This is a genomic window from Chryseobacterium sp. CH21 (assembly GCF_004119445.1).
In the GTDB taxonomy this organism is placed as follows: domain Bacteria; phylum Bacteroidota; class Bacteroidia; order Flavobacteriales; family Weeksellaceae; genus Chryseobacterium.
In genome coordinates this window covers 108,499-133,953 of the sequence record NZ_QICI01000050.1, presented here as the reverse complement: position 1 = coordinate 133,953, position 25,455 = coordinate 108,499, and the positions used below count along the sequence as shown (strand labels likewise).

General features: G+C 30.8%; 24 protein-coding genes. 14 read left to right on the top strand and 10 right to left on the bottom strand.

Annotation, left to right across the window (positions count from 1 at the left end; all coding sequences use genetic code 11):
- Positions 1–4: 4 nt before the first annotated feature.
- A complete protein-coding gene (locus BOQ62_RS10515) occupies positions 5–1,180 on the top strand; it encodes a tyrosine-type recombinase/integrase (protein ID WP_129039298.1) in 1,176 nt (391 codons plus the stop codon).
- Positions 1,181–1,523: 343 nt separating this feature from the next.
- Here the strand turns inward: BOQ62_RS10515 and BOQ62_RS10510 are convergent, their stop codons facing one another.
- The 3 genes from BOQ62_RS10510 to BOQ62_RS10500 are packed head-to-tail and all read right to left on the bottom strand — an operon-like array spanning position 1,524 to position 3,498.
- A complete protein-coding gene (locus BOQ62_RS10510) occupies positions 1,524–2,276 on the bottom strand; it encodes a hypothetical protein (protein WP_129039296.1) in 753 nt (250 codons plus the stop codon).
- Positions 2,277–2,302: 26 nt separating this feature from the next.
- A complete protein-coding gene (locus BOQ62_RS10505; protein ID WP_129039294.1) occupies positions 2,303–2,896 on the bottom strand; it encodes a recombinase family protein in 594 nt (197 codons plus the stop codon).
- Between the two features lie 59 nt (positions 2,897–2,955).
- A complete protein-coding gene (locus BOQ62_RS10500; protein ID WP_129039292.1) occupies positions 2,956–3,498 on the bottom strand; it encodes an antirestriction protein ArdA in 543 nt (180 codons plus the stop codon).
- A 402-nt stretch (positions 3,499–3,900) separates the two neighbouring features.
- Between BOQ62_RS10500 and BOQ62_RS10495 the strand changes: the two genes are divergently transcribed.
- The 6 genes from BOQ62_RS10495 to BOQ62_RS10470 all read left to right on the top strand — a co-directional run bounded on the left by BOQ62_RS10495 (position 3,901) and on the right by BOQ62_RS10470 (position 6,939).
- Positions 3,901–4,719 carry a hypothetical protein gene (locus tag BOQ62_RS10495; protein WP_129039290.1) on the top strand — a complete coding sequence of 273 codons (819 nt, stop codon included), beginning with the start codon at positions 3,901–3,903 and terminating at the stop codon, positions 4,717–4,719.
- A 10-nt stretch (positions 4,720–4,729) separates the two neighbouring features.
- A complete protein-coding gene (locus BOQ62_RS10490) occupies positions 4,730–5,344 on the top strand; it encodes a hypothetical protein (protein ID WP_129039288.1) in 615 nt (204 codons plus the stop codon).
- On the top strand, positions 5,335–5,640 hold the full coding sequence (locus BOQ62_RS10485) for a hypothetical protein (RefSeq protein WP_129039286.1): 306 nt from the start codon (positions 5,335–5,337) through the stop codon (positions 5,638–5,640). The genes BOQ62_RS10490 and BOQ62_RS10485 overlap by 10 nt, the downstream gene beginning before the upstream one ends.
- A gap of 271 nt (positions 5,641–5,911) precedes the next feature.
- Positions 5,912–6,121: a hypothetical protein gene (locus tag BOQ62_RS10480; protein ID WP_129039284.1), complete on the top strand. Its 210-nt coding sequence runs from the start codon at positions 5,912–5,914 to the stop codon at positions 6,119–6,121.
- A gap of 6 nt (positions 6,122–6,127) precedes the next feature.
- Positions 6,128–6,586 (top strand): hypothetical protein, encoded by a 459-nt coding sequence (locus BOQ62_RS10475; RefSeq protein WP_129039282.1) that lies wholly within the window; start codon positions 6,128–6,130, stop codon positions 6,584–6,586.
- A gap of 32 nt (positions 6,587–6,618) precedes the next feature.
- Positions 6,619–6,939: a hypothetical protein gene (locus BOQ62_RS10470; RefSeq protein WP_129039280.1), complete on the top strand. Its 321-nt coding sequence runs from the start codon at positions 6,619–6,621 to the stop codon at positions 6,937–6,939.
- Between the two features lie 298 nt (positions 6,940–7,237).
- On the opposite strand, the gene BOQ62_RS10465 is transcribed toward BOQ62_RS10470, so the two are convergent.
- From BOQ62_RS10465 to BOQ62_RS10435, 7 genes are all read right to left on the bottom strand, one after another.
- Positions 7,238–7,813 (bottom strand): hypothetical protein, encoded by a 576-nt coding sequence (locus tag BOQ62_RS10465; RefSeq protein WP_129039278.1) that lies wholly within the window; start codon positions 7,811–7,813, stop codon positions 7,238–7,240.
- Positions 7,806–11,261 (bottom strand): RNA-directed DNA polymerase, encoded by a 3,456-nt coding sequence (locus tag BOQ62_RS10460; protein WP_228413957.1) that lies wholly within the window; start codon positions 11,259–11,261, stop codon positions 7,806–7,808. The genes BOQ62_RS10465 and BOQ62_RS10460 overlap by 8 nt, the downstream gene beginning before the upstream one ends.
- 347 nt (positions 11,262–11,608) lie before the next feature.
- Positions 11,609–12,181 (bottom strand): hypothetical protein, encoded by a 573-nt coding sequence (locus tag BOQ62_RS10455; RefSeq protein ID WP_129039274.1) that lies wholly within the window; start codon positions 12,179–12,181, stop codon positions 11,609–11,611.
- A gap of 11 nt (positions 12,182–12,192) precedes the next feature.
- On the bottom strand, positions 12,193–12,828 hold the full coding sequence (locus tag BOQ62_RS10450) for a TOTE conflict system archaeo-eukaryotic primase domain-containing protein (RefSeq protein ID WP_129039272.1): 636 nt from the start codon (positions 12,826–12,828) through the stop codon (positions 12,193–12,195).
- Between the two features lie 338 nt (positions 12,829–13,166).
- Positions 13,167–14,393 carry a hypothetical protein gene (locus tag BOQ62_RS10445; RefSeq protein WP_129039270.1) on the bottom strand — a complete coding sequence of 409 codons (1,227 nt, stop codon included), beginning with the start codon at positions 14,391–14,393 and terminating at the stop codon, positions 13,167–13,169.
- A gap of 177 nt (positions 14,394–14,570) precedes the next feature.
- Positions 14,571–14,870, bottom strand: coding sequence for a helix-turn-helix transcriptional regulator (locus BOQ62_RS10440; RefSeq protein WP_129039269.1), 300 nt, complete (start codon positions 14,868–14,870; stop codon positions 14,571–14,573).
- 98 nt (positions 14,871–14,968) lie between these two features.
- Complete coding sequence (locus BOQ62_RS10435; RefSeq protein WP_129039267.1) at positions 14,969–16,090, bottom strand: hypothetical protein; 1,122 nt, start codon at positions 16,088–16,090, stop codon at positions 14,969–14,971.
- A gap of 453 nt (positions 16,091–16,543) precedes the next feature.
- Here BOQ62_RS10435 and BOQ62_RS10430 point away from each other — a divergent pair, with 453 nt between their 5' ends.
- From BOQ62_RS10430 to BOQ62_RS10400, 7 genes are all read left to right on the top strand, one after another.
- Positions 16,544–17,893, top strand: coding sequence for a DUF3472 domain-containing protein (locus BOQ62_RS10430; RefSeq protein WP_129039265.1), 1,350 nt, complete (start codon positions 16,544–16,546; stop codon positions 17,891–17,893).
- Positions 17,894–18,278: 385 nt separating this feature from the next.
- Positions 18,279–18,740 (top strand): T9SS type A sorting domain-containing protein, encoded by a 462-nt coding sequence (locus BOQ62_RS10425; RefSeq protein WP_129039263.1) that lies wholly within the window; start codon positions 18,279–18,281, stop codon positions 18,738–18,740.
- 19 nt (positions 18,741–18,759) lie between these two features.
- Positions 18,760–20,088, top strand: a complete 1,329-nt coding sequence (locus tag BOQ62_RS10420; protein WP_129039261.1) for a SpvB/TcaC N-terminal domain-containing protein — start codon at positions 18,760–18,762, stop codon at positions 20,086–20,088.
- A 128-nt stretch (positions 20,089–20,216) separates the two neighbouring features.
- On the top strand, positions 20,217–21,926 hold the full coding sequence (locus BOQ62_RS10415; protein WP_129039259.1) for an FG-GAP repeat domain-containing protein: 1,710 nt from the start codon (positions 20,217–20,219) through the stop codon (positions 21,924–21,926).
- Positions 21,890–22,213, top strand: a complete 324-nt coding sequence (locus tag BOQ62_RS10410; protein ID WP_129039257.1) for a hypothetical protein — start codon at positions 21,890–21,892, stop codon at positions 22,211–22,213. The genes BOQ62_RS10415 and BOQ62_RS10410 overlap by 37 nt, the downstream gene beginning before the upstream one ends.
- Positions 22,213–23,145 (top strand): hypothetical protein, encoded by a 933-nt coding sequence (locus tag BOQ62_RS10405; RefSeq protein WP_129039254.1) that lies wholly within the window; start codon positions 22,213–22,215, stop codon positions 23,143–23,145. The genes BOQ62_RS10410 and BOQ62_RS10405 overlap by 1 nt, the downstream gene beginning before the upstream one ends.
- A 32-nt stretch (positions 23,146–23,177) precedes the next feature.
- Positions 23,178–25,307, top strand: coding sequence for an RHS repeat-associated core domain-containing protein (locus BOQ62_RS10400; RefSeq protein WP_129039252.1), 2,130 nt, complete (start codon positions 23,178–23,180; stop codon positions 25,305–25,307).
- Positions 25,308–25,455: the final 148 nt, after the last annotated feature.

Genomic DNA, 25,455 nt, shown 5'->3' with positions numbered 1-25,455 from the left:
TAGAATGAACATTGCATTTTTCTTAAAAGAGCCTAAAAAGGCAACCGAAACAATGGTATATGTTTCAGCAACCGTAAAAGGTCAGAGACTGAAACGCTCCACAGGGGTAAAAGTAAAACCCTCACAATGGGCGGGGACAAAAGTGAGACAACTTGCTCCCGAATCAGCCACTAAAAATCTGAAAATCGAAAACACTGTCAAAATCTTAAAAGAGATTGAAAGGGAGTATTTATTAAAGGATCAACCTTTATCTAAAGAAATTTTGGAAAAAGAGTTTGAACACAAGATTACACCCGTCAACACAGCAACTGCTAGGAAAAAAGGCATATTAAGCGTTTTTGATGAGTTTATTGATGTTAGAAAACAACACGTATCAGAAAATACCATTAAGACCTATAAAACGTGTAAAAACCATCTTCAAACGTTTTCAGCTGAAATGAAATTTGATATGTCATTTCAAAACATTACGCTTAATTTCTATGATGAGTTATTGGCATATTTCATTGAAAAGAATTACTACAACTCTACTATTGGAAAATATGTAACAATATTTAAAACGTTCATGAATTGGGCAGGAGAAAGACGATTTCATAATAATATGGAATTTAAAAAATTCTTAGTTTTCAAAGATGATTCTGAAAAAATAAAACTTACTCCTGAAATTGTAGAAAGATTGAGAATAACTGATTTTGAAGATGATTACAGTAATATCGTGAGGGATATTTTCATTTTTAGCTCATATACAGGTTTGAGATTTGTTGACATACAAAATATGAGACCAGAGGACGTTACAGAAGACTTTTTACGTTTACATATCAAAAAAGCTAAAGAAATGGTTGATATACCTTTATTAGATGTACCAAAAGAAATAATTAAAGCTCACACGGAACGCTATGGTAGGTTAAAAGTACCCACTAACCAATTTTGCAATAGAGAAATTAAAAAACTTTTTGAAACGATTGGTTTTGATGATAAGATAAGGTTTGTAAAGTATTCAGGTAAAAATGAGATTACAGTAGAAAAAAATGCTCACGATTATTTAACAATGCATTATGGAAGGGTGTTTTTCATTACTAACTCATTGATTAATGGAATGAATGAAGAGTTTATCCGAGAAATTACAGGTCATAAAGATTACAAGTCTTTCAAAAAATATGTTCAGTTTTCCCGTGAATGGTAGCTGATAGTTTACATTCTGCGTGGAAAAAATAAAATCCTATCTTATTGATAAATTCTTAATTTATTCAAAAATAGAATAACAAGAATATTCATATAGATATTTTAAGAGCCTGACTATTACAATTCCGTAAATCAGGCTCTTTTTCATAGATTATCCATATAGCTAAAAATTGTGGAATTTTATTATTTTGAAAAAACTAAATAAAGTACCATTTAACCATATAGAATTTTAAAAGGAATATATTTCAAATCTTGCTTAAAATAGTAGCTTTTCAGTTACTTCCAGACGTGTCGATAGTGGTAATTTTATTTTCGTTGAGTGGTCTACCCTCGTTATTTTTCATTTAATAAGTATCTTCATCCTGAACAGTACAATTTCTTTCTCTCTCTTCCAAAATATAATCTAATGCTAAAGAGTAGTTTTGCATATTGGTATAATTTCTTTTTTTATCTTTAAAACTATCTCTTACTCTAGATATAATTATCAAGAAAATAGGACTCATCAAAATAATAGATAAAATAATGATTTTACTTTGCTCCTGCCCTTTAATTCCAAAAGCAACGAAAATAAATCCTATCAAAGGTACAAGGGTTGTAGCAAGAAAACTTAATAATGGAACATTAATTGAAAACTTAGGCTCAACGCATATCTCTAATTCTTTATTGATGAATAATTTATAAGACTTCAATTCATTATTTGTTATTAACCTATATTTTGAAGCCAATTCTTCAAACCAAAAATACTTAAGTACAATTGAGTTCCAGCTTATCCCAAATAAAATTACACTCAGTCTATTTTGATTCAAATGACCTGCTTTATCACGAATATGTTCATACTGTCTTGTTCTTTCTATAATCAAGAGTATATAAACCGATAATAAACAAGTAATCATTAAGTAAAAAGACCAAGTATCAAATACTTTAAAAAAACTCTTTTCAGTCTTAGAAACAGTAGTTGAAAAGCATAATAAGCTAAAAGATGCAACAATAAATATCCCAATCAAAATACTATTAATAACCTTACTTTGCCCAACTCCTATGGTCTTATAAATATTATCTTCTCCTAAAAAACGACTATAATGTTCATGGAATTTCATCTTTGATTTTTTTGCAAAAATAATAATTACATAGAAATTGCATTTTTCACTTTCTGAACAGTTCCAATACTGACGTTACAAATTTTTGCCGTATCTCTGATCGAATTTCCTTTCTTTAAGTTCTTAATAACCTCTTTATACTTGAATAGGAAATCTTCTATACTTTCAGTAGAACCTTTCTCACGCCCTTTGTAAGTTCCTCGAGCCTTTGCAAGTGCAATGCCCTCCCGTTGACGCTCTAAAATGGCATCACGTTCCATCTCGGCTATGTTAGCCATAACAGAAATAATAAGTTTGAACGCTTGATTCTCTTTTCCTTTAATTAGGCTTTCTATTCCAAGATTATCAACTTTAAGAATAACACCTTTTTCTTTGAAAAATTCTAAAGTTGTAAGAATGTCGTAGAGGTTACGCCCTAACCTGTCAATTGAGCTCACAGAAACATAATGGATTTCATTGTTATTAACTGCTTTTATCAGTTCCTTTCCCTGTTCTCTATCCTTAAAGGGAGTAAAACCGCTAACAATGTCAATAAATATTCTTTCTCCCCGTGCCTGTTTCTCTTCCTGTCTTGCGGTGTTCTGCGCTCCTGTTGAAACTCTTATATATCTTGCTTTCATTTTTAAAATAGTTATAAAGCACCCTGCATTTAAGCAAGGTGCAAAGATTGTTATTGTTGTTAGTTTCGGAAATAATACCCGTTAGAACTCATATAATCATACATTAAATGTCTGGCGGTTGCTTCCCAATCAATGTAAATGTAAGAAGGTAGGTTTTCAGGAATTGAGCCGTCCTGCTCTAAAGTACACTGCGCAAAATCTTCATCCGAACTGTACTCGCCATAATAAGAATCTGAAAGGCTCTCTAATAGGTCACTTACGTCCTCATGATAATAACTCATACACTCTGCATAGGCTTCTATAACCTCTAAATTATAATCTGAATTATTGATTTGTTCGGCTATTTCATAAATGTTTACTGAAAGATGGCATTCGCTGATTAGCTTTTGTTTGATAAAGAACTCTGAACATTCATAATCCTGAAATATATATTCGGGGTCGTCTTCGTCTTGGTGAAGTTCCTGCATAGCCTGTAAAAGATCGTCATAATTTGAATAATCTGAAAGTTCAAGCCATGCACCGTAGATGCTTCCTGAATTGTACTTGCCATAAGTACCGACATAGATTTGGAAGTCCTCCAAACAATTTTGTAACTTTGTCATTGTAGATAAGTTTTAATTAGCGTTAGAATTTTTTACACTTCCCCATTCAATATTAGTAGTATTGATGGGGTTTTTCGTTGGTTTATAGTAGTCGAAAACTGTGCCAAATGTGCAAATTTTAGGGTACTTTTGAATGAAACAGAAGAAATATTTTAAACCTGTACAAAATTCTCTCAAACCTGTTCTAAATCTGGATTGTAGTCTAAAAATGTTCAAAAAAAGGCTGAAGTTTTTATCACCTCTCCAAAACTTTTGCCCGGCTTTCTAAAGGTGGGGGTACTACCAAAAACTTGCCCTATGGTGGGGTGTTTTTGTTTAGATACCTTATACATTGATATATATAAATGATTTTTAAATTCTTTAACTTTAACAATTAAACAAATAACTGCAATAGAAAAACACATGTATAGTGAAAATTTTAAAGCTCTTTTAGCCGAAGCACAGTTTGTTAGTGATATTTTAGGAACAGGGCTAACACACTTAGGAAGAGTTAATTATGCAAAAAGAGGTTACTACTTTACTGCATTAACAACTTTATCAACAGGTATCGAAAGAATCGGAAAAATCTGTTATCTTATTGATTTTTATTTAAATCATGACTTTACATTCCCCGATTCTAGAACATTGAGAAACGATATCGGACATGATATTGAAAAGTTGTATGATTTTTCCAAGGAAATTGTAACAAGGAATAATGTTAAATTTAGCTATCTAGAAAATTTAGATACAGGTATTTACCCGAAAATTTTAAAAATCCTTTCGAAATTTGCTAAGGGAGATAGATATACAAATATTGACTTCTTAACAAATGATAGATACCAAAGTTCACCAATTGCGGATTGGTATAATGAGATCGAAGTTTATATCTTTCAAAATAATGTTTCAGAAAAGAAAAAAGAAAAAATCCAAAGAGATGCGGACCTTGCCAAACTACTTTTAGGGAATTCCAGCAGTACTTTTTATATTGATGAAACTGGAACACCACTCGAAGATATTGGAATAAGCTCATTTAGAACAGGAATGGCAGAAGTAAATACTATTTATAGACAATTATATATGGCTCAAATTATTAGATATTGGGTTGAAATTTTATCAGAATTACAAAATAAAGCACATTCTGAAAAGAATCGGGATATTCCCTTTTTAAGCGAAGTGTTTACTCTTTATTATAATGATGATAATTATTTGAAAACAAGAAGAAATTTTGAAAAAATCCGCTAAAAATAAAAACATGAAATTAGAAATCGAAATTAGTGAGTTTCAATCAACTGTTGGAACTTTTATAAGTCAGGGAGAAAATCTAAAAAACACATATAGGGATCTTAGTTATGATGTATTAAGTGAAAATTTCACTGAGTGGAAATCCGTCGTAATATCTTATTTAGACAATACTTTAAATGAGCCTAATAACATGTTTACTAAAGGGTTTAAACAAGCCAAGCCTATTTCTTATATGATTCAAAATTTGACAAAGGTTGACAGCAATGAAGAGCTTAAAAAGTCAATGTATAATGAAGTATTAGAAAAGATTTCAATATTAAAGTATTTTAATAAACTCATTAAAATTTCAGATGCTGTTACAATTCCTGAATCAACAAAAGTAAAAGAAAGAGTGAATTATACTACAAAGCAAAAACTAGATTTAATTTTAGAGAAACTTTATGATTTAAATGGTAATAGGCACTATCCTATTGAATTGATTTTAGAGCTTAATGGAATTATACTACAATATCAGGGAGAAGGTATGGAATTGGCGAAAGCTTTGAAAAATATGGGATTGATTGATGTTATTTACAGTAGAAATCAATCTGATGGCAAAATTAATTTAATGGTAAAATGTATGTAGAAGAAAAAAGGGAAGCTACAACTGAAAATTATGATAATATAAGTTCAAATCAACAAGAAATAAATGAAAAAATAAATGAAGTTTTGGAGCATCTTAAAAAATTAGGCTATGGTCAAGAAATAATTTTTGAAGAAATTGAAGAACTAAAATCGCTTCATACAAAATTAAGTAAGAAAAATTGGGGACAAGTTTTGAAAGGAAAGCTATTAGACCTTGCGTTATCCAAATTAGTTGAAAATGATACAATAAGTTATGTTTATGAACATCTTACTAATAATCATTTGAGACTTCCTTAAGCTTTCTTTATTATTAGGCACAAAATTTGTAGTTTTGTGCAAATATTTCAACGAAAAAAGAAAAGTGTAACAACGTTTGTCTTTTGTTCTGTGAATCGGCAAAATTTATAAGAACCACAAAATGCAAACAGTTTAACACACTTGTCATACCTATGGCAAGTGGTTATCCTGTTTTTATGTGGTACAGGCTTTGCCGAGCCTTCAGAACTGAAAGCATGTGAGAATCCACTTGCTTTTTTTGTTGCCCAAAATCAAATAAAATTTATAAGATATGAGCAACACAAATGACAGCGGATGTTTACCTGTATTCGCGTTTATTCTTTACGCAGTCGTTATTATTGGTTCGGGGGTTCTCTCTTGGAATTGGGTTGAACCGAAATCTTTTGTCGGAGCAATCGGATTTATGATTCTTTGGGGGATTCTTTCCTACATCGGACATTTTATTCTCATTGGAATTATCGCATTATTATCTGAAAAATAAGTCATTATGAAAAAGATTTATTTATTAGTAGCTTTTTGCGCAGTTGTTAGCTGTAAAAAGCGTGATACATCGGATGATATTTATTTGAACTCCGATTCTATTAGTACTGACACCACTTATCAGGCTTCTATACCTGTTTTTAATGATTCTACAAGCATTATTCAAGACACAGTATCAACTCTGCCTGAAAAACCCAAATACGCAATTATATGGGCTATAATAGCACCCAACAGTGATTCTGTACTTACTAAAGAGAATATGTCTCGCTATCAGAGTATCGGAAGTGATGTTATTGAAATGACGGACGTAAGCGAAGATGCCAGGTACAAAAAAATGGACGAGTTCGAGAAAACACTCTATAAGGACGGTGCTGTTCCCACAGGAATGAATATCAGGAAAAGAAAAATACTTGTATTTGACAGTTACGCTGAAGCCTCAAAACAAAGAGAAGAATTTATCAAATAGACATACATTATTAACAATTCAAAATAATTACAATGAAAAAATTAATTTTTACTTTAATGTTCGCATTACCAACATTTTATTTCGCACAGGAAGAAAAGGCAAAAGAATCACAAACCGCTAAAGAATGTGATTTACCAAAAGATTTTAAAGAGCCAATCAAAAATAACAGATTAAGGAAATTTGTTGCCATTGACAATGGAGTTGATGAAAAAGAGGTAATCATAATCAGAGCGCAAAATGGCTTTGGAAGGGGGATTTATACAGCCTGTGTGAAGGGGCAACCAATCCAATATCAAAAAATAGGGACTGTGTTTATGCGCGAAGGAAAAGATCCTTTTAATAACGCAAAATGATACTACAATTACAAGCGCAAACAACTTGTTTTCCAGCAATTGAATTTAAACCATACAGTATTTGGGATGATGTATCGCTTATTTTGATGCTCACTGCATACCTCATTTTGTATATTTTGGGTGCTTATTTCTTTATGCGAAGTTTGAAACTCACAATTAATATATTGAAAAAGTATTCCAAGAAAGAAAAATGTTAAATACTCCAAAACCTGTTTTAATAGACAGGTTTTGGAGTTAATCAAATTCTCTTTTCAAAAGAAACATATATTTAAAAATAACTAGATATGCTGAATTTTAATTATCCCCAATTACGTATAAAATCTAATAACGGCTTACCCTTTGTTGGTTGCAATGAAAATAATTTTATATGTTTTGCTGGTAAGGAGTTAATTCTTAAAACAACATTATTATCTTTCAAATCTTCAATACTTTTTTCGTAATAAACTTTATCTTGTTCATTTAAAACAAATAATTTATTAATTAAAACCAAGTCTTTTACCAAAACTTCAAATAATTCTTTATGATTATTACTATAATTTATTCCATCATAAATAAATTCATTACCAATAAAATTAGTATATGTTAAGAAGTCAATTTTTTCATTTGTATCAGCTAAATTTACTTTTACTTTTTCTTTGTATAGCTCGGTCATAATTGACGAAACAAAAACAATATGTTCACACTTATTTAAATTATCATTAAACATTGATATTTTATCAATATCATCAAATAAAAAATATCTTTCTTTTTTGGGAGACTTTGAATTAATTTGAGCATTATTATATTCCCTTAATAATTCGTTACTATCATGTGATTTCCTGTAATAATTAAAAGCTTTGATAGTTTGAGTACCAGAAAGAGCAATATCAGTCACAAAAACGATTTTTTATACACTTTTTTTCTAAACATAATTTGTCAAAATTCTTCTCCCAGTCAATTTTGCGATCTAGTAAATTACATTTTTCCAGTAATCTTTTTAACCCGTTTTCATCATTTATAGGATTTTTAATAGAAAGGATAATTGTATCCTCATTTTCATTTTCAGATAGGAGCTCTTCGACCTTTTCTTTTATAAAAGTAATCCTATCATCGGAAATAAATAGATGTTTATCAAGGACCATAAGGATACTTTTATGGAGATCAGGGACCCCAAAACCTTTTTGCTGCATAAATACCTGCAAATCACTCCCTTCTATACTTTGCTCATTTAGATTTGACAGCCAGTTGATAATTCTACTTTCTATATCAGTCGTAATTTTGTAATGTGATTTAAGTTTTTGTAATAAACTTATCCTTGTAGTGAAATTATCGTATGTATGTTTTATAGAATTATAATTTTTATTATTAGGATAAAGGGGTTTCAAAATCTCAATATTGATTGTTTGACTGGAAACATCAACTGTGTTGAAAATTTTATCGTATAAATCTTTTCTCTTTTGTATTCTATTAAAACATTTTAAAAGCTCATTTTCTAAAGTATAAATAAAAATATCTTCATTGTCAATTAAGATAAAGTTTCCCCCATTACTTCTTATCAACCCCTTCAAATCATTTATATCTCTTAAATGAAATTTTTTTGATACATGATTAAAAAAATAAATCTCGTTAAATTCTTTAATCTCACCTTCTATATTTAATTTATAGACAGGTTCATTCGTAAAAATATCACGAGGATTATCTACTGTAATATTTATTTTTTTTAAATCTGCTAAATTTATCTTCTTATTAGTCCCATCAATTTCTATCTCATTTAAATAATCATTAGCAAAAACGTCTTCAAAATTAATATCTTTAATTTGCACTTGGTTCTGAAAGATATTTACTGAAGTAGTAATCGTCAAATAAAAATCCTGCAGATTAGAGTCATTAATTTTAAAGCTATCATCAATTGAGAAAAACAAGTCCATTCTATCATCTTCTTCAAAATGTTTAAAATGAACATCTAAATAACTAATTAAAGTACTAACATCTGTGCCTAATTTTTCACATTGCTTAAAAACAGTTTTTGACCAAGAATATTGATATTCAAAAATTGAAAAATTTTCTAAATTAATATTTTCTCTAAACTCTTCAATAAAATTTAATTTATCTTCTTCTCTTGAAATTATTGAAGAACCTAACTTAGGAAAAAATCTCTTATCAAGTTCGGTTATATTAAAGTTAAATATTGATTCTTCTGATGACAATTTAATATTTTCATTATTATCGATATTTTTAATTAATTCTTTTATTGTCTCCCAATAACTTGACTTTTCAATTTTAATCACATTGCCATTATAATCTATAACTTCATTCTGATCAGAATAATAAGGAACAATAGGTAATGAATTATAACTATTAAAAGGTTTGTAAAAAACAGGAAATTTTGTAGAGTGATCTTTGGAAAAAGACTTGTGGATTTCTATTAAATCACTTATTTTAATTATAAAATCTTTCAAATCTTTAACTTCCAATATTGAAGATAGCCTTTCATTGGGTATAGAATATTCTAATTCTTCCGTATTTCCATTCTCTAATTCTATATTAAGATAACCATACTTTTTAAAGTTAATGCTAGAGTTAATATCTTTAATGAATACTTTTTCAGCGTCTTTAAGAACAATAATTCCATTAAGACCTATATTTTTAAGTCCAATACCGTCAAACTCTGGATATAAACTTGCTCCTGGTTTTTTTATCCATTTTATGAAAAGAGATTCCTCTTTAATATTTACTAATATATCGTCATTAAATCTAGAATAATGGTTTATTTCATCTTTTGAAAACAATAACATGATAACTAAATTTCTATACTGCTTCAAAAATTCATTTTTACAACTAATTTCACTAAGATCAGTCCCTGATTTATCAGATAGAATTAAAGTATACATATTATTAGAAAAATCCTCGTATTTAAAATTTTCTAATTTACTGATCCATAAAAATTGATGATGTTTATTTGATATATCTCCAAACTCTTGAGATTTATTCAATAATAATCTCCAAGACTCGATAATGACTGCATTTTTAGGTGATATTTCAAAAAGAGTTAAAAAGCACAATGCTTGATAATATAACTTTAAAGTGCTTTCATCTTTTAAAAATGATGTTTCTTGTTTTTCCTCCCATAAAGAGAAACGACTAAATGAATATGTTGCAAGTTCATTTAAGAATTCCTTCGTATAAGTATTTTCATTTATAATTCTATTAAGTTCTTTTAAAAAAGAAATTGATTCTGTTTTATCTTGTAATGCTCGGTTTTGTAAGTCCCAATTCTCAATTGACAATTCAAAATCTGGAACTTTGATTGCTGAATACATAATTTTCTCTGAAAAGTTTAGTTTGACTTGGTTATTTGTTTTTAATGCTAATGAAATTACTAATAATTGATCTGCATCTGAAAGATTACTTCTTAAATGCACCTTTTCGATAATATCATTAATATTTTCTTTATTATACTTTATGATATCTTCGTTTAATAAAATTGTATTAAGAAAGTGAGTCAATGACAGTCCCTGTATTTTGTCTACGTCTTGTTTTAAATTCCAAAATTCGTTAGGAAAATTTGAAATAAGATTATTATAAAAAATAAAATACAAAGTACCTCTACCATCATTTGTAAATGGTAATTTTTTTGCTAAACTTTTTTTTAGAAAATCTAATCTTTTATCATCTTTAAAATTACTATAGAAAAATCGAAGATTATCTTTTAGTCCAAACTTAAACTCTTCCGTTAGGTTTTCTAATTTAAATAATGCTTCTTGAACATCACTTTCTGGTAAAACAGATTTATTTTTGTTAGCAAAGTTTATATCATATTTAATATTGTCTTTGAATTTATTGTACTCACCCGATTCAGCATATTTTTTAACATTAATAATTTTTGTCTTTTGAGTATTAAATTCTAAATCATTAATTACTAACCAGTCTTTAATTTTTGAAAAAAGATTATTTGCTCTTTCCTCCGATTCTACAAATATGAATATGTCATCTACAAATCGATTATAATATTCTCGTTTTTGATCCTGAATAAATCTATTTTCAATTAGTCCGTCTAATCCAATTAAATAAAGTTCAGCTAAGTATCTCGCATAAGCTGGCCCTTGAGGCAATCCTTTTAAATCATCTCCTGTTGTAGTCTTCGACAAATCAATTAAGTAATCTAAAATATTTTTATACTTAATTATATCTTGTTCTGATAATTCTGATAATTTTTCTTTAATTGATGTAGGAGCTTCTTCGAAAAGTCTAATCTTTAATCTATTAAGATTAATTTTATCATAAAAGTTTTTTATATCAAGTTTTATTAGGAAATAATCTTCATATTCAGAGTTAAAAAGAATAGTTTCAATTTTCCGTGTATACTTTGCCCAGTTTATAAACCAATTATTAAAAATATTATTTTTATAGAAACTACTTGAAAATTCATATCCATATGAATTACCTGAAATTTCACTGAAAAAAATTGAATTTAAAATAAATGTGAAATAAATTGATACAAAATTATCAAGAGGATCAATATTATAAAGTCTTCTTATTTTTGTTGTCTCATTTCTATCAAAACTAAAACTTTCTCTATTTTCAAAACTAAAATTCCCATTATATATGCATGAAACAAATTCCTTAATATTTTCAAAGTTTATATTTTGTATAATTTTTAATTGATTAAATAAGGGTACTTCATCATTTTTTAAAGAATACTGATATAATGATTTTTTATTTTATCAAAAACATATTCATCAATATTTTGAATATGGTAGTCAGGTAATTTTTCAAACTTAACCCCTTCTATTAATTCGATAGGTGAAACAATAGAACATTCTTTACAAACCGTACATTTTCCTAAACTTTTACAACTAATTGGCTTAAGATACTTTAATGTATCTATTTTTTTTAATGTAATCTCTTCGTTAAAATCTTTAATTTTAGAAAATATTTCTATCAATAGATCTCTTCCAAAATTATCATTATCTTTAGTTTTAAGCTGTCCTAAAAGTCCAACAAGAATACTTCTTTCTTTATTACTTAATCCTTGTTCATAATTATCAAGGATTTCATTTAAGTTATCACATTTTTTTAGAGAATTCATTACAGAATCTAAATCTATTTGATTTGTTAAATGAGAAGTTATTCTTCTATTTTTGATATATGAAATTGAATTCCTATAAGTATCGGCATATTCATTAATATATTGTGAAACTAACTTATAAGAGATTGGTTTAAAATTTGATAATATTTCAAACTGTTTTTTAAGAAAGGCCATATTAGGACTTTTCAGCCATTTATCTTGTTCAAATTCAAAAGATTCATTTTTTTCAAGAAAAAAGATAATTTATTACTGACCTTATTCTGAGATAATGGAAGTTTAACTCCGTAACCTATACCTTTAGATCTTTTGTTTACATATGGAGTTTTAGGAAATAGATCAGCTGTGATATTTTTCTCAAATTTATCTCTTGTATTTTTATAAATATAGTTAATAAGATTATAGCCTTCTTCTTTAGTAATATTTCGTTCAAATACAATCCAAATATGAAATCCTCTTCTTCCAGAAAATTCTACCAAATGTGGAATATTTATGCTATCAAGATAATCTGATAATAAATCTGTGGTTTTTTTTACAGCTCTTAAATTTTCACTATTAACTTCATTTGTATCAATTTCTGATTTAATAATGTCAAGATCAATACATATCCATTTAATAAAAGCATTATCAACAATATGTAATTCTTGATATGTTAGTAAGCTTTTCTGATGTTTCAGCATATCTTCAACCGTTACTGGTGAAATTTTTTGCTTAATTAACTTATAGCTACCATTATCCTGTTGTATCCCATATTTATGAGAATCAACATAAAAAATATTGAATAATTTATCTGAGATTTTTTTATAAAGATCATCAATATTCATACACTAATTATTTCTTTCTCCAAAGATATAAAGTTCCCTAATTTTTATTAATTATTTGTAAGTAAATATTGAGATTCATCCATTTGAAATATTTTTAATAGGATTTAAATTTCCATTTGTGAATTCTTAAAAAGAATTTCATTTGAATCATAGTTAGAAATCTACTTAAAATAAATTGCTCCTCACATCTTTTTGTAATAATAAATAAAAAACATGAATATTCATTCAGTATTTTCACTGTACTTAATATTCTAAAATATCTCAGCAAAAAATTCTTATAAATAGCTTATTTAAATCTAATTATTTATAAAAATTAAACACAATAAAGTAGAAGAATATTATTCTCCTACTTTATTTTTTAAGCTATCAGCCTTTAATCTTTTGGCTGTATTAAGGACGTTACGGTAGTATTTTTCAACTGTTTTTTTATTTTTGTCCGATACCTCTATTAATGATTTTTGAGTGATTTTTGGATGCTTTTCATAATCCCAATTCATTACACAATCTATTAGTTCTTTGACGGTTTTTTCAGACCTATCATTTCCTAAAACCCTACCGTTAATCTTTTGTTTTTCAGATAAAGTTTTTATTTCATCACTATATATAACTCTTCTTTTAGCATTATTTCTCGGTTCGACATTTCCTCTCTGATTATAGATTTTAGTAGCTATTTCGTCTATTTCTTCCCATTCAAGAGGTGGATTACAAGATTTAGAGTTATATTTTTGTAAATAACGTTTAAAGTTAGTAAACCTTGCATCAGGATTAATTGAAATAAGACAATAAGCGTAAGAACTTACTCGCTGATTCCTTAATCCTTCAGGAACAATTTTACGTGGGACAAAACATTTACAATATTCCACTTTTTCTTTTCCAAAATCATAATATCCATCTTTATTAAATTCAAAATCTTTTTCTTCCAATATGTCAGATAAATTATTAAATCTAATATTACCCCCATTGAGAGAGTAACCTAAATTTTTATTTTTATTACTATTAAAATGGGGGAGTTTTTTAACAGCATGTATAATAGTTGTATTGAATTCTGATAAATCAATTTCAACAGCATTTTCATTGTAGTGTGCTTCTGTATCAAAACTGATAATGTTCACACGACTACAATCATTGCATGATTTATCATAAGGGATACCCAATATATCTACTATATGCTCATAGCTTTCCTTGAAATTCTCCTTTACAAGGTTTCTTACTTTTACTAATAACCCAAAACCATTTCCTCCAACACTTTTCCATAATGCTGTGATATAAGTTGTATCATAGTTAAAGTCTTTTTCTCCGTCTATATCAAAATACAAAAATCCCGTTGATTCATCTGCATTTTCAGAATTAACGTAGTTATTCTTAAAAGTGTAATTAAAACAAATTGAGGGTAATATTATTTTTATTGCCTGATATTCTTTACTTTTTTTATCTATTTCTCGTAATTTTAATATTTGGGAGACTTCTACCCTTTTTGCATCTTTAAGATGTTCAACAAACCCAGCTACAGAGTTTATTTGTCCGATAATATTTCGGTTTTTTACGTTTTGTATAATTGAAAACATAAGTTTTTTTAATTTTTAGGCAATGGAAAACCATGCAAAGGAATTTCCACTGCGGATTAATACTTGTTTGATAAAATTTGTTTTTTAAAAGTCTTTAGGAAATAAGACTTTGATATAAGATAAACAGCGCTGTTTAGAAAGTAATTTTACTTGAAAAAGTTATTCAGTTTGTTATTTTTAAGAATTATAAATATAATTCAAAACATCACTTCTTCTGTAAATAGGGCTTTTACCAGATTTACCAATAGGCTTTAATAAACCTTTTTTGTTCCAAAGCCAAATAGTTGTTCTCTTTTTTTTGGTAAGCTCACAGACCTCAGAAATCAAAATATGTTCGTCTTGCTCTGGTTTGTGAGAATCATTTTCTTTACTTTCTAATTTTGAAAGTAATAAGTCTAATTTCTCGTCTGTTTCATTTTCTGACGGAAAGGCACTCACTAATTGAGTGATAATCTCTAAGAATTTTTTTTGTTGCATGATATTGTTGTTTAAAATTATGTTACAAAAATACTTCATACGATTATCCTCAATCAATGCCTGTACTTAAATAGGGACAAAAAAGGGACTCAAAAAAATTAAATTAGATATTTAACCTCTCTTTTGGGAGGCTTACAATCTCTCATTAAAGTTTTTTGAATAGTATCTTTTTTAAACTTTTTGTAATCCTCTTCATCGTAAAACATAAAATTTTTAATTATCCACTCCGATATCTGCTCTTTGCTATCAGCAATTAGATGACCACCGTCATAAAGTTGTTTGAAAAAATAGACAAGCATATTAGAACTCCCCCTAAAAGTAATTTCCTTATCTACATTATTTTTTTCACCAAAGATTAGTTTTCTCAAGGGTTCGATAAATTCTTCATGAATATATGGCGAAAGTGAATCAAAAACATTTTCTGGATGAAGAAATTTTATAGTTTCTTGGCTTTTAACAGCTTTCTTTACAAACGTATCTTTACTACGTAAATAATCAGGATATTCAAATCTCAGATTCAATGCTAATTTTGTAATATTCTCTTTGTAGTTTACAAGTTCTTCTAATTTAGAATAATATTTATCTGCTACCTTTTCAATTTTTCCATTTATATCCCCATTTTCCAAAGATTTAAATTTAGTTATTTTAAGGACGAAATCATTTTTTGCGTAGATATATTTTACGTAATTCTCTACCATATCAAAATGAAACGAAAAATAATTTCTAATTTTTAATGTAGCATTGTCATTATCTAAATCAGGAATTTTTTCACTATAATCATTTAAAAATCCTACTATAATTTGTTTTTTTTCACCTCGACTTTCATTTTTTCTACCATAATACCAATAGTAGATACGAGAAACATAGGCAAAATAATTATAGGACAGCAATTTGCTATAATAGAATAGGTCTTGAAATTCTGTAGGCAATTCAGAATTTCGGAAATACTGATAATCTAATTCTATAAACTGTTCGTAATTGTAGTAAGATTCTTTGAGTTTATCCCAAAATATCAGTTCCATTTTATCGGGATTTTCTGTATACAAGTCCTCAAATGCTGTCTTAATATCAAATGGAAATTGCTGTTTATTATTTGAATAAATAGATTCTAATAATAAAATTTCATCATCATAGCTTTCAGGTTTTGACTTTAAAATTCGTTGAAAGGTGTATCGAAATTCATTGAGAAGATTGTAAAAATTGTTTATCTTTGCTTTCATAGTCTACTAAACAGAGTTAAACAAATATCGGCAAAAAACATTTCATTTATTATTTTTTGTCTCTACTTTGTCCCTCTCGAAAGTAAACAAAGTTTTAAATCATTGAAAATCAGAATAAAGGGATATTCCTGGAGAAACCACTTTAAAACCTCTAATTCATTTTAGAGGTTTTTTTGTTTTTACATATCGTACTTTCTTTTGGAATCTTTCTCTTATTTAACGCAAAGAAATAATTTTCTTATCCTAACATTTAAAGAGGCAAAGAAGAGCGACTCTTTCGCTGAATAACCTCTGTGATGATGCATTCGCTTAAAAAGGATATAAAAGTAATATGCATTTTTAAGTAGTGTATTTGTTTAAAAATAAAAAAATTAATCAAAATTATGGGAATTAATTTTTTATTTAATAGCTAAGACTTAATTTAGTAGAACAAATCACCTTACAAATACTATTATGAGATTAAAATTATTAGCCGATACTTTTCTGGGTATTGCCGCATTACTTGTTTTTCAGTCATGTGCAGAAAACACTATGGCAACAGAAGATACTGTTGCTGCACAGAAAAATACCTCAGTATTAAAGAAAGCATCGTCTTTCAGTGTTCCGGTTGCCGGGAATTCTTTTTTAACAGTAAAACCTTCGGGTGCCAGCGAGGTCATAACCTCCACTAATCTAGGTAACTGGACGAACTCCAATACCATGATCAGCACTTATTTCAGAGTAAGCAATACAGGAACGTTAAACATTGGATTAAAAGCTTCCGTTCCTTCAGGCACAAGTGTTGTAAAAGTAACCGTAGGTGGTACTTCCAAAAATGTTACATTAACCGGATCAGGTTATAAAGATTATACCGTTGGAGATTTTACCGTTTCCACTCCAGGGTATGTAAAAGTAGATCTTCAGGGTATTTCCAAAACCGGGGGATACTTTGCAGATGTTACAGCTGTCACTTTTAGCGGAGCAGCTTCTACAGGAACCAATGTTTACAGTAATGATCCTTCTTACTATTACTGGGCACGCAGAGGGCCTTCCTGCCACCTGAATTATGTAATTCCAACTACTAGCAATGTAAGTTATTATTACAACGAGGTAACAGTACCTGCGGGAGAAGATAAGATTGGCTCTTATTTTATGGCTAATGGCTTCAGTGCGGGCTATTTTGGAATGCAGGTGAACTCTGCTACGGAAAGAAGAATTTTATTCTCTGTATGGAGTCCGTTTGAAACCGATGATCCGAATAATATTCCACCTGATCACAAAATTATTCTGAACAGAGCCGGTACCGGAGTAACGATTGGAGAATTTGGTAACGAAGGTTCTGGCGGGCAAAGTTATTATAAGTATAACTGGGTTGCAGGGCAAACCTATAAATTCTTATTAAAAGGCGAACCGGATGGCACCGGAAAAACAGATTTCACAGCCTGGTTTCTCTCACCGGATGCTACAACATGGAAACTGATAGCCAGCTGGAAAAGACCTCAAACCAGTACTTATCTTAAAAGCTTCTACAGCTTTGTTGAAAACTTTAATCCCGAAAATGGATATCAGGGCAGAAAAGCGGAATTCAAAAATCAATGGGTAAGAACTTCTGATGGCAACTGGTTGGCTGTTTCAGGGGCTAAATTCAGTGTGGATAATACCTATAATGCACAACAAAGAATAGATGCAATGGGCGGAACAAGTGGTAATGCTTTCTTTTTACAAAACGGAGGATTCTTTAATACAATTGTTGCTCCCGGTACACCGTTCTCTGTAACTGCACCTACGCAGACCCCGAACATCGATTTTTCAACGCTTCCTTAAAATTATAATTTAAGAAAAAATAGGCAGTTACTTTATTGTAAAGTAACTGCTTTTTTTGTCTTACCTGAAAAAATTAATTAAAAAATGGATTAATTACATGCTCTGAGTTAAAAAATATGCTGCATTTTACTCTCTTTCACTTCTTCTTTGCTTCTGTTTTATCAAAACAGCATAAGAATTTCTTTCCGGTTTCAATTGTCTTCAACAATATTTATTATGATTTACAAATGAACCTTTTTTAAGCAACACAATTGCGTTTCACTTCAGGTTATTTTATCATTTTTCAATAAATCCACCATAATACATGTAAAAAATCATACTTATCAACCCAATAAAAGATATTTTTTTGCTAAATTCGCAAATGAAAACAAATAACTTATTCTAAATGAAAATAAAATTATTCTCTTTATTTTCTCTATTCATAGGATTTTTGGGATTTTCTCAGACTGAGGTATATTTCAAATATGATGAAGCAGGAAATCAAAGATACAGGGGAACAAATGCAAATGGCAAAACGACGCCTAAAGATTTATTAAAAGAAACGACAGCGGTATCCAAAACTTCTCAGACAATGGATGAAAAAGCATTCTGGAAACAGATAAGGCTTTACCCCGTTCCTGTTAATGATTTTCTTACAATAGACTGGACGGATGAAACAGATGCCCTTATAGAATCTATCTCTCTTTACCAGCACAGTACTGTCCACTGGAAATTTCAGCAGCAAAACAGCACAGCTCTTAATAAGCAACTTAAAATCAACATGTCGGGTTATGAATGGGGAGTGTATGTCATTAGGTTTACACTAAAAGACGGAAGGATCTTCAGTAAAAACATTACCAAACGATAACCTTTTATAAACTAATAACATGAAAATTCTTTCAACACTGATACTCTCGTTTGGATCAGTTTTTCTCTTTTCACAAGGTATAAAAGAAAAAAACAGAACGTCAGATACAGAGCAAAATTCATCGTCACTTATAGTTAAAAGTAAAAGTGGCATTTCAGCCCCGCTTACCTCTAAAAAAGATCCTCCTGTCAATTCAGGTGGTCCAACAGATTCTCAGGCTGGCGCTGACAATATCCCGAAAACCATAGAAACAGCTAATAATAAATACCATGATACTCGTGGCGATATTGATGTGAGCGGTTCCGGGCAGTTAAGCTTCAATCTTCCTATTGCTCTTCCTCCGGGCGTGAAAAATGCAGGACCTCAAATTAATTTAATCTATAACAGTGGGTCCGGAAATGGAATCGCAGGTTACGGATGGAATATTTCCGGGGTTACTTCTATTTCCAGAACGGGAAGAAATATTGACAGAGACGGAAAAATAAAAGGCATCAAATTAGATTATTCTGACTATTATAGTTTTAATGGTCAAAGACTTATTCTGAAATCCGGAGAATACGGAAAAGATGGTGCCCAATATGTCACTGAAAATTATTCCAATATAAAAATAAAATCAGTCGGAACAATTGCTGGTCAAACATGGAAAGGGCCGGAATATTGGGAAGTAACAATGGAAGATGGTTCTCAATTATGGTACGGAGCAACAGCACCGGGAAATAGTGCAGCAAGAACCCCTATGGAATATAACATTGTAAAATGGAGGGACATAAATGGAAATTATATACAGTATAACTATCTACAAAATAAAAACGTAGCGGTACTTTCATCTGTGCAATGGGGAGGAAATGATATTTTGAACAAAAATCATTTCAATACAATCACATTTAATTATAATACTACTACAGCCCGTGATATTAAAGAATCCTTTTATGTAGAATCAGTAAATTTTCTGCAGGAAAAAATCCTCAGCAGTATTACGGTTTTATCTAACGGAAACCCCTTTAAATCATATGAAATTGTTTACAAAAAAAATGGATCCAACTACCAGCAGATAGATACCATCACAGAAAAAAATGCTGCCGGAGATACTGCCAACCCTATTTATTTTAATTATGAAAATTCAACGGTAACCGGGAGTAAAGAATACCAAGCAGAACGTTTTGATGACCTGTATGATAATAGAGGGGATATCGTTGGCGGAGACTTCAATGGAGATAAAAAAATTGACTTCGTTTATAAAACAACATTGGTTTCGGATCGGTATAGCAGCCAGGTGAAATATCAGATCCCGAATGTTGTTGGGAAAAATCATCAGCCGGAAAGGCCACCTATAACAATGTTTTCTTAGATTATGATGTTTTAAATACCCTTGAAGTAAATGATATCCATACCAATCAGGATACATACGCAACTAAGTTTAGACAATATGACCTGTCCCAGCCTACTCCGAACCTGATCAGGGAGTCTATCATACCAATGGGTGTGGTTCCGGCTATATTATCCAATGATCCCAATTTATTAATCTACCCAAGTCAGATATTTTCTACCACTACACAGGTTAATGATAGTGATTTTACAGGAAGCGGAACTACACAAATGCTTTTCAAATTAAGCTTATCACAATATTCCCCTTATCTTACCAATACAAAAGTTGAGGTTTTTAATTCTTATTTCTATTATAATCCTGAAAACAATCAGACATTAATCCTTTACAACAGAATACAGAGACATTCTATCGTAAAGGTAGCAGACTTTGATGGAGACGGGGTATCTGAAATATTCGAATACCGTCAGGATGGTACCTATCACATATGGAAACTGGGAGAGCAACAGTTTGAAGAAATCAGATCGGGAAATAATGTCCGAATTACAGACCATACTATTTCCGGTGATTTTAATGGTGATAAAAAATTAGATTTTCTCACCCCTGATGGTTCAGAAAGCAGTGGGTGGAATTTATACCTGTCCGATGGTGTTGGATTCAAAAACTTCTACTATGATAACCTGGTATGGTTTGAACCCAGCAAAGTAGGACCTCCAAGAAAAAAGAGACAGACAAATAAAAGTTATATTGCATTAGACTCCAACAATGACGGTAAGTCTGATGTCATGATATTTGAATCACAGCTATGGGCTAGAGATGGTATTTTTGACTGGAATAATCCTGATTCAAGTTTTGGAATCAGCAGACTGATCAGTGATGGTGTGGATGCTGACGGGAAAGTAATCTTTAGATCTGTTACAGATTATACCCCTGTTGAACTGAACCAAAATATTGAAACCTTAAATTTTTCCAGATATGGGGAGCATTACATACCTATCGTAGGAAACCATATTTTGCAGAATAAAATTTATATCACTCATAAAACTAAATTAATTTCTATTGTTTTTGAAGATGTTACAAAGTCTTCACTTATCAACAGAATTTATCAGGCTGGATTCAATACTGATATAAAATACAGCCAGTTAGACGACTCTTCACAGACCGCTCCATCTGGTTTACTGTATCCTTATTTTCAGTTGAAAATGAATCCTAATTATTACATGGTTGACAGAATCTCTCAGGATGGAAGAAAAAATGATTTTAAATACAAAAAATTCATTGGCCATCTTCTGGGGAAAGGAATGATAGGGTTTTATCAAACAGCCCGTTCCACAGTATTTGCAGATGGATTTGAAGATTCCAAGATATGGAACGGAACGGAAACAGACCCGCTTAATGATGGAAATATCAGTAAGCAATGGTCTATCAGAACAAATAATGATAACCTAGTATTTCCGGCAGATATTTCTGAAAATAATACCCAGCTGCTTAGTTTTAAATCTACAGGATACCTATCTGACAAGCTTCTTGACGGGCAAGTTGTAACTTCAGTATCTGATACCGACAAACCTAAAATCGTAAAAGCTGTATTACCTAATTATACAAAATCAAAAGATTTTTTAACAAACACCATTACAGAAAATACGTTCACTTTTGGACAGTATTATCTGCCTACTCAAAGTGTGATTAAGGTTAATGGAGGTTTCGGTATTACCACAACCAAGTTCGGGTATCTAAATAACCTCAGTGGGATTGGAAAAGATTATTATGTAGGCCGTATGTCTGCCAGAATTCAGGAAAAAAGGCCTATTCTGATACTCACATCATGGCTGAGCATTACGCCTATGAAAATAACAGACTAAAAACAAGTACGATCATTGCCGGGACAGATTTTGGGGATGCAGTAACTGAGGAATATACCTATGATGATTTTGGAAATGTTACTCAAAAGAAATCCATGACAGGATATGATGACAAAACTCTTGTAGAAAAAGCACAGTATGATGATCAGGGCAAATTTGTCATCAAAAAACAGATAATATCGGTCTGGAAACTCATATTACTTATAATGACTGGGGGCAGGTTCTCACAGAAAAAGATCCCTATAATAATCTCACGACCAATACCTATGATAAGTGGGGAAAATTGATGACTTCTAAAACGAATCTTGAAGGAACCACAACTTATCAGTATGAGAAATTAGATGGCGGAAGAGGAACTAAGGTTTCGGAGTTATCATCAGATGGGGACCAGACAGTAACTTACACAGGAATATGGGGGCAGATATATAAAGTCTCTACCAAGCATCTAAAACAAAATTTCTATTCGCATGTACTAACCAATTATGATAAGCTTGGAAGAAAAATACGTATCTCAGAACCTTACCTATTACCACTTATTGAAGATATAGAGCCTATAGAGCCGGTGAAATGGAATATCATTAAGTATGATGATACCGTATTTCCTGCAAAAGCTACAGCGATTTCTTCTAACGGAAAATCTACAGAAACGGTAGTAACAGGAAATATTACAACAGTAAAAGAAACCCATACAGAAGATTATGGCAGGATCACAACTAAAATCACCGATGCTTTAGGAAATGTTACTTCTTCTACCGACAAAGGAGGGACTATTCAGTTTTCTTACAATGCAGCAGGAAAGCAAACCAAGGCACAGTATGCACAAAACACTGTAACTACGTCTTATGATCCCTGGGGCAGAAAATCAGAATTCAATGATCCTTCCAATGGAATTTATAAGTATGAATATACCGGGTTTGGCCAGATTAGAAAGATTACAAGTCCGAAAGGAACCAAAGAATATACATTTAATGCTTTAGGGCAGGTAATTACACAAAGAGAAATTTCTACTGTTGATAATGGGCAGGCTACAGATAAAACAATTTCTTTTACCTATGATTCTAAAGGAAGGCTGGCAACAAGATCCGGAACTTCTAAAGGAAATGTATACACTTCAGGAGTAACATATGATGCCCAAGGAAGATTGCTTTCCTCATATGAGACAAGCAATGGAAAAACTTTATTAAAAAGGGAATCACATACGATGATAAGGCGAGAGTAATTTCATATGAAAAACAACTCCATTCTTCCGGAATGCTGACAAAAGTCACCATAGAAAATGTATATAGCAGCTGGAATGGGGAGCTATATCAAATCAAAGATAAAAATACAGGCAAAATTCTTTGGCAATTAAATGAAGCAGATGCTAAAGGGCAAGTAGTGAATGCCAAACTAGGTGAATCTACTATTGTTAACAGTTATGACGCTAATGGATTCCTATCCCGCACCCAGCATTCGTCCCAAATAAAACCAGGTATTTTAGATATTAAATATACTTTCAATGCTATTAAAAATGAGCTGACAGACAGAACCACATTAGGAGATTTCAATATTCTTGAAAAATTTACTTATGATGACAACAATCGTTTAGTAAGCTGGACAGATCCTGTAACAGGAATAAAGCCTTTAAACAGAAATGTATATGATGCAAAAGGAAGAATACTGGAAAATGACCAGATAGGTGTTATAAAATATGAAAATACCGCCAAAGTCTATCAATCTACAGGAATGACTCTTAATGCTTCAGGAATGCAGGCGTACAACAATGACCTCATCCAGTCTGTTAATTATAATGAGAATAATGATCCCGTATTTATAGACGGAGAAAAGGGAGATGTAGCTTTCCAGTACGGATTAACAAGTATGAGACAGAGAGTGACGTATGGTGGCAATTTCAGTACAGACGGAGATGGAAAGTTCACTAAAATTTATAGTGAAAACGGAAGTTTCGAAGTAGTAAAGGACAATACAAACAATAAAGAGAAACATATCATTTATATTGCAGGAACTCCTTATGAAAGCGATATCATCTACATGAAGAATTTTGATGATGATACGGCATCTTTTAAGTTCTTGCATAAAGATTATTTAGGAAGTATTCTAGCCATCAGTGATGAAGCAGGGAATAAACTTGAACAGAGACATTTCGATGCCTGGGGGAATTTCACTCATCTTCAGCTAGGAAACGGAGCAATTATTACAGATAAAAATACTATAGCCAATACTCCGTTACTCATAGACAGAGGCTACACCAGCCACGAACATTTTGCAGAAGTGGGAATTATCCATATGAACGGAAGATTGTATGATCCGCTACTGAGGAGATTTTTAAATGCGGATGAAAATATTCAGGATCCATACAATACCCAAAGCTATAACAAATATGGCTATGTATTGAATAATCCTTTGATGTATAATGATCCTTCAGGTGAATTTATATGGTGGGTACCTGCTGTTATTGCTGTTGTATCTCATGCCATACAAAGCTATTATATGAACCAGCCAATGACATTGGAAGGTTTAGCACAGTCTTTAATTATATCATATGCCAGCGCTGTAATATCATATGGTATTGGAGAAGCTTTTCAGGCCGCAGGAGTCATCAGCAGTTTAGGTAAATTTGCAGGAGTTGTAAAACATATTGCACATGGTCTGTCAGGAGCCTTACAGTCTGCTGTTCAGGGTGAAAGTTTTGGAAGTGGATTTCTAAGCGGATTCTTAGGGAGTATGGCCGGTAGTGCCTCTTTAAAATATTTAGGAGGAAGTTTAGGAGCTTATATGACAACAGGATTTGTAATGGGAGGTATTGGCGCAGAATTAGCTGGAGGTAATTTCTGGGTAGGTGCAGCCATAGGCCTTAGTGCAAGTGTATTTAACCATTATGAGCATCAGATCAAGGAAAATAATATGATCAGATCTAAAGTTAAAAACCCTGATGCAGTACCCGAAAAAAATATGACCACTGTAAACGGGATAAAAAAACAGGTTAAAGTATTATTCACGGCAGACATGAATAAAGCAGATAGTGATCCTTTGGTAACAGAAAGTATCTCTAATCTTAATGCAAAAGAGGCCGGAACCACTTCAACAAGAGTGAATGAAAGTAATGGAGCCGTTACAGCGAAAATTGAAATAAAATATCACAATAAGGCTTTCTTATCCAATTATGCACTGGCAAAAACAATACTTCATGAGTTCTTTCACGCTGCAGATTATTTATCAAACAGATGGTCTACACAGTATTATGATTCTAAAGTAAATAAAAAAATGAGCGGGACTGTTTTAAAAAATTCAATGACGGACTGGGCAGAAAAGCGCGCCTACAAATTTATATTCAAGATGGGAGTTCCTGAAAGTATCTATAATAAAAAAGATTATTATTAATGATAAAAAAAATTTTAATACTAATAGGCTGTTGTTTCTTCTATTGCTTTTTTGCACAATCCAACGCTGTTTCTTTTTCAATGAAACAAATTGACACTGAAAAATAGAATTGACGATAAAGAATAACAGCCTGCAAAAAAGGTACTGT

What these genes read in the sequence shown, in the direction of transcription:
- BOQ62_RS10515 (WP_129039298.1), top strand. Translation starts at nt 5, where the DNA reads ATGAACATTGCATTTTTCTTAAAAGAGCCTAAAAAGGCAACCGAAACA.
- BOQ62_RS10510 (WP_129039296.1), bottom strand. Translation starts at nt 2,276, where the DNA reads ATGAAATTCCATGAACATTATAGTCGTTTTTTAGGAGAAGATAATATT.
- BOQ62_RS10505 (WP_129039294.1), bottom strand. Translation starts at nt 2,896, where the DNA reads ATGAAAGCAAGATATATAAGAGTTTCAACAGGAGCGCAGAACACCGCA.
- BOQ62_RS10500 (WP_129039292.1), bottom strand. Translation starts at nt 3,498, where the DNA reads ATGACAAAGTTACAAAATTGTTTGGAGGACTTCCAAATCTATGTCGGT.
- BOQ62_RS10495 (WP_129039290.1), top strand. Translation starts at nt 3,901, where the DNA reads ATGTATAGTGAAAATTTTAAAGCTCTTTTAGCCGAAGCACAGTTTGTT.
- BOQ62_RS10490 (WP_129039288.1), top strand. Translation starts at nt 4,730, where the DNA reads ATGAAATTAGAAATCGAAATTAGTGAGTTTCAATCAACTGTTGGAACT.
- BOQ62_RS10485 (WP_129039286.1), top strand. Translation starts at nt 5,335, where the DNA reads ATGTATGTAGAAGAAAAAAGGGAAGCTACAACTGAAAATTATGATAAT.
- BOQ62_RS10480 (WP_129039284.1), top strand. Translation starts at nt 5,912, where the DNA reads ATGAGCAACACAAATGACAGCGGATGTTTACCTGTATTCGCGTTTATT.
- BOQ62_RS10475 (WP_129039282.1), top strand. Translation starts at nt 6,128, where the DNA reads ATGAAAAAGATTTATTTATTAGTAGCTTTTTGCGCAGTTGTTAGCTGT.
- BOQ62_RS10470 (WP_129039280.1), top strand. Translation starts at nt 6,619, where the DNA reads ATGAAAAAATTAATTTTTACTTTAATGTTCGCATTACCAACATTTTAT.
- BOQ62_RS10455 (WP_129039274.1), bottom strand. Translation starts at nt 12,181, where the DNA reads ATGGCCTTTCTTAAAAAACAGTTTGAAATATTATCAAATTTTAAACCA.
- BOQ62_RS10450 (WP_129039272.1), bottom strand. Translation starts at nt 12,828, where the DNA reads ATGAATATTGATGATCTTTATAAAAAAATCTCAGATAAATTATTCAAT.
- BOQ62_RS10445 (WP_129039270.1), bottom strand. Translation starts at nt 14,393, where the DNA reads ATGTTTTCAATTATACAAAACGTAAAAAACCGAAATATTATCGGACAA.
- BOQ62_RS10440 (WP_129039269.1), bottom strand. Translation starts at nt 14,870, where the DNA reads ATGCAACAAAAAAAATTCTTAGAGATTATCACTCAATTAGTGAGTGCC.
- BOQ62_RS10435 (WP_129039267.1), bottom strand. Translation starts at nt 16,090, where the DNA reads ATGAAAGCAAAGATAAACAATTTTTACAATCTTCTCAATGAATTTCGA.
- BOQ62_RS10430 (WP_129039265.1), top strand. Translation starts at nt 16,544, where the DNA reads ATGAGATTAAAATTATTAGCCGATACTTTTCTGGGTATTGCCGCATTA.
- BOQ62_RS10425 (WP_129039263.1), top strand. Translation starts at nt 18,279, where the DNA reads ATGAAAATAAAATTATTCTCTTTATTTTCTCTATTCATAGGATTTTTG.
- BOQ62_RS10420 (WP_129039261.1), top strand. Translation starts at nt 18,760, where the DNA reads ATGAAAATTCTTTCAACACTGATACTCTCGTTTGGATCAGTTTTTCTC.
- BOQ62_RS10415 (WP_129039259.1), top strand. Translation starts at nt 20,217, where the DNA reads ATGGGTGTGGTTCCGGCTATATTATCCAATGATCCCAATTTATTAATC.
- BOQ62_RS10410 (WP_129039257.1), top strand. Translation starts at nt 21,890, where the DNA reads ATGGCTGAGCATTACGCCTATGAAAATAACAGACTAAAAACAAGTACG.
- BOQ62_RS10405 (WP_129039254.1), top strand. Translation starts at nt 22,213, where the DNA reads ATGACTTCTAAAACGAATCTTGAAGGAACCACAACTTATCAGTATGAG.
- BOQ62_RS10400 (WP_129039252.1), top strand. Translation starts at nt 23,178, where the DNA reads ATGCTGACAAAAGTCACCATAGAAAATGTATATAGCAGCTGGAATGGG.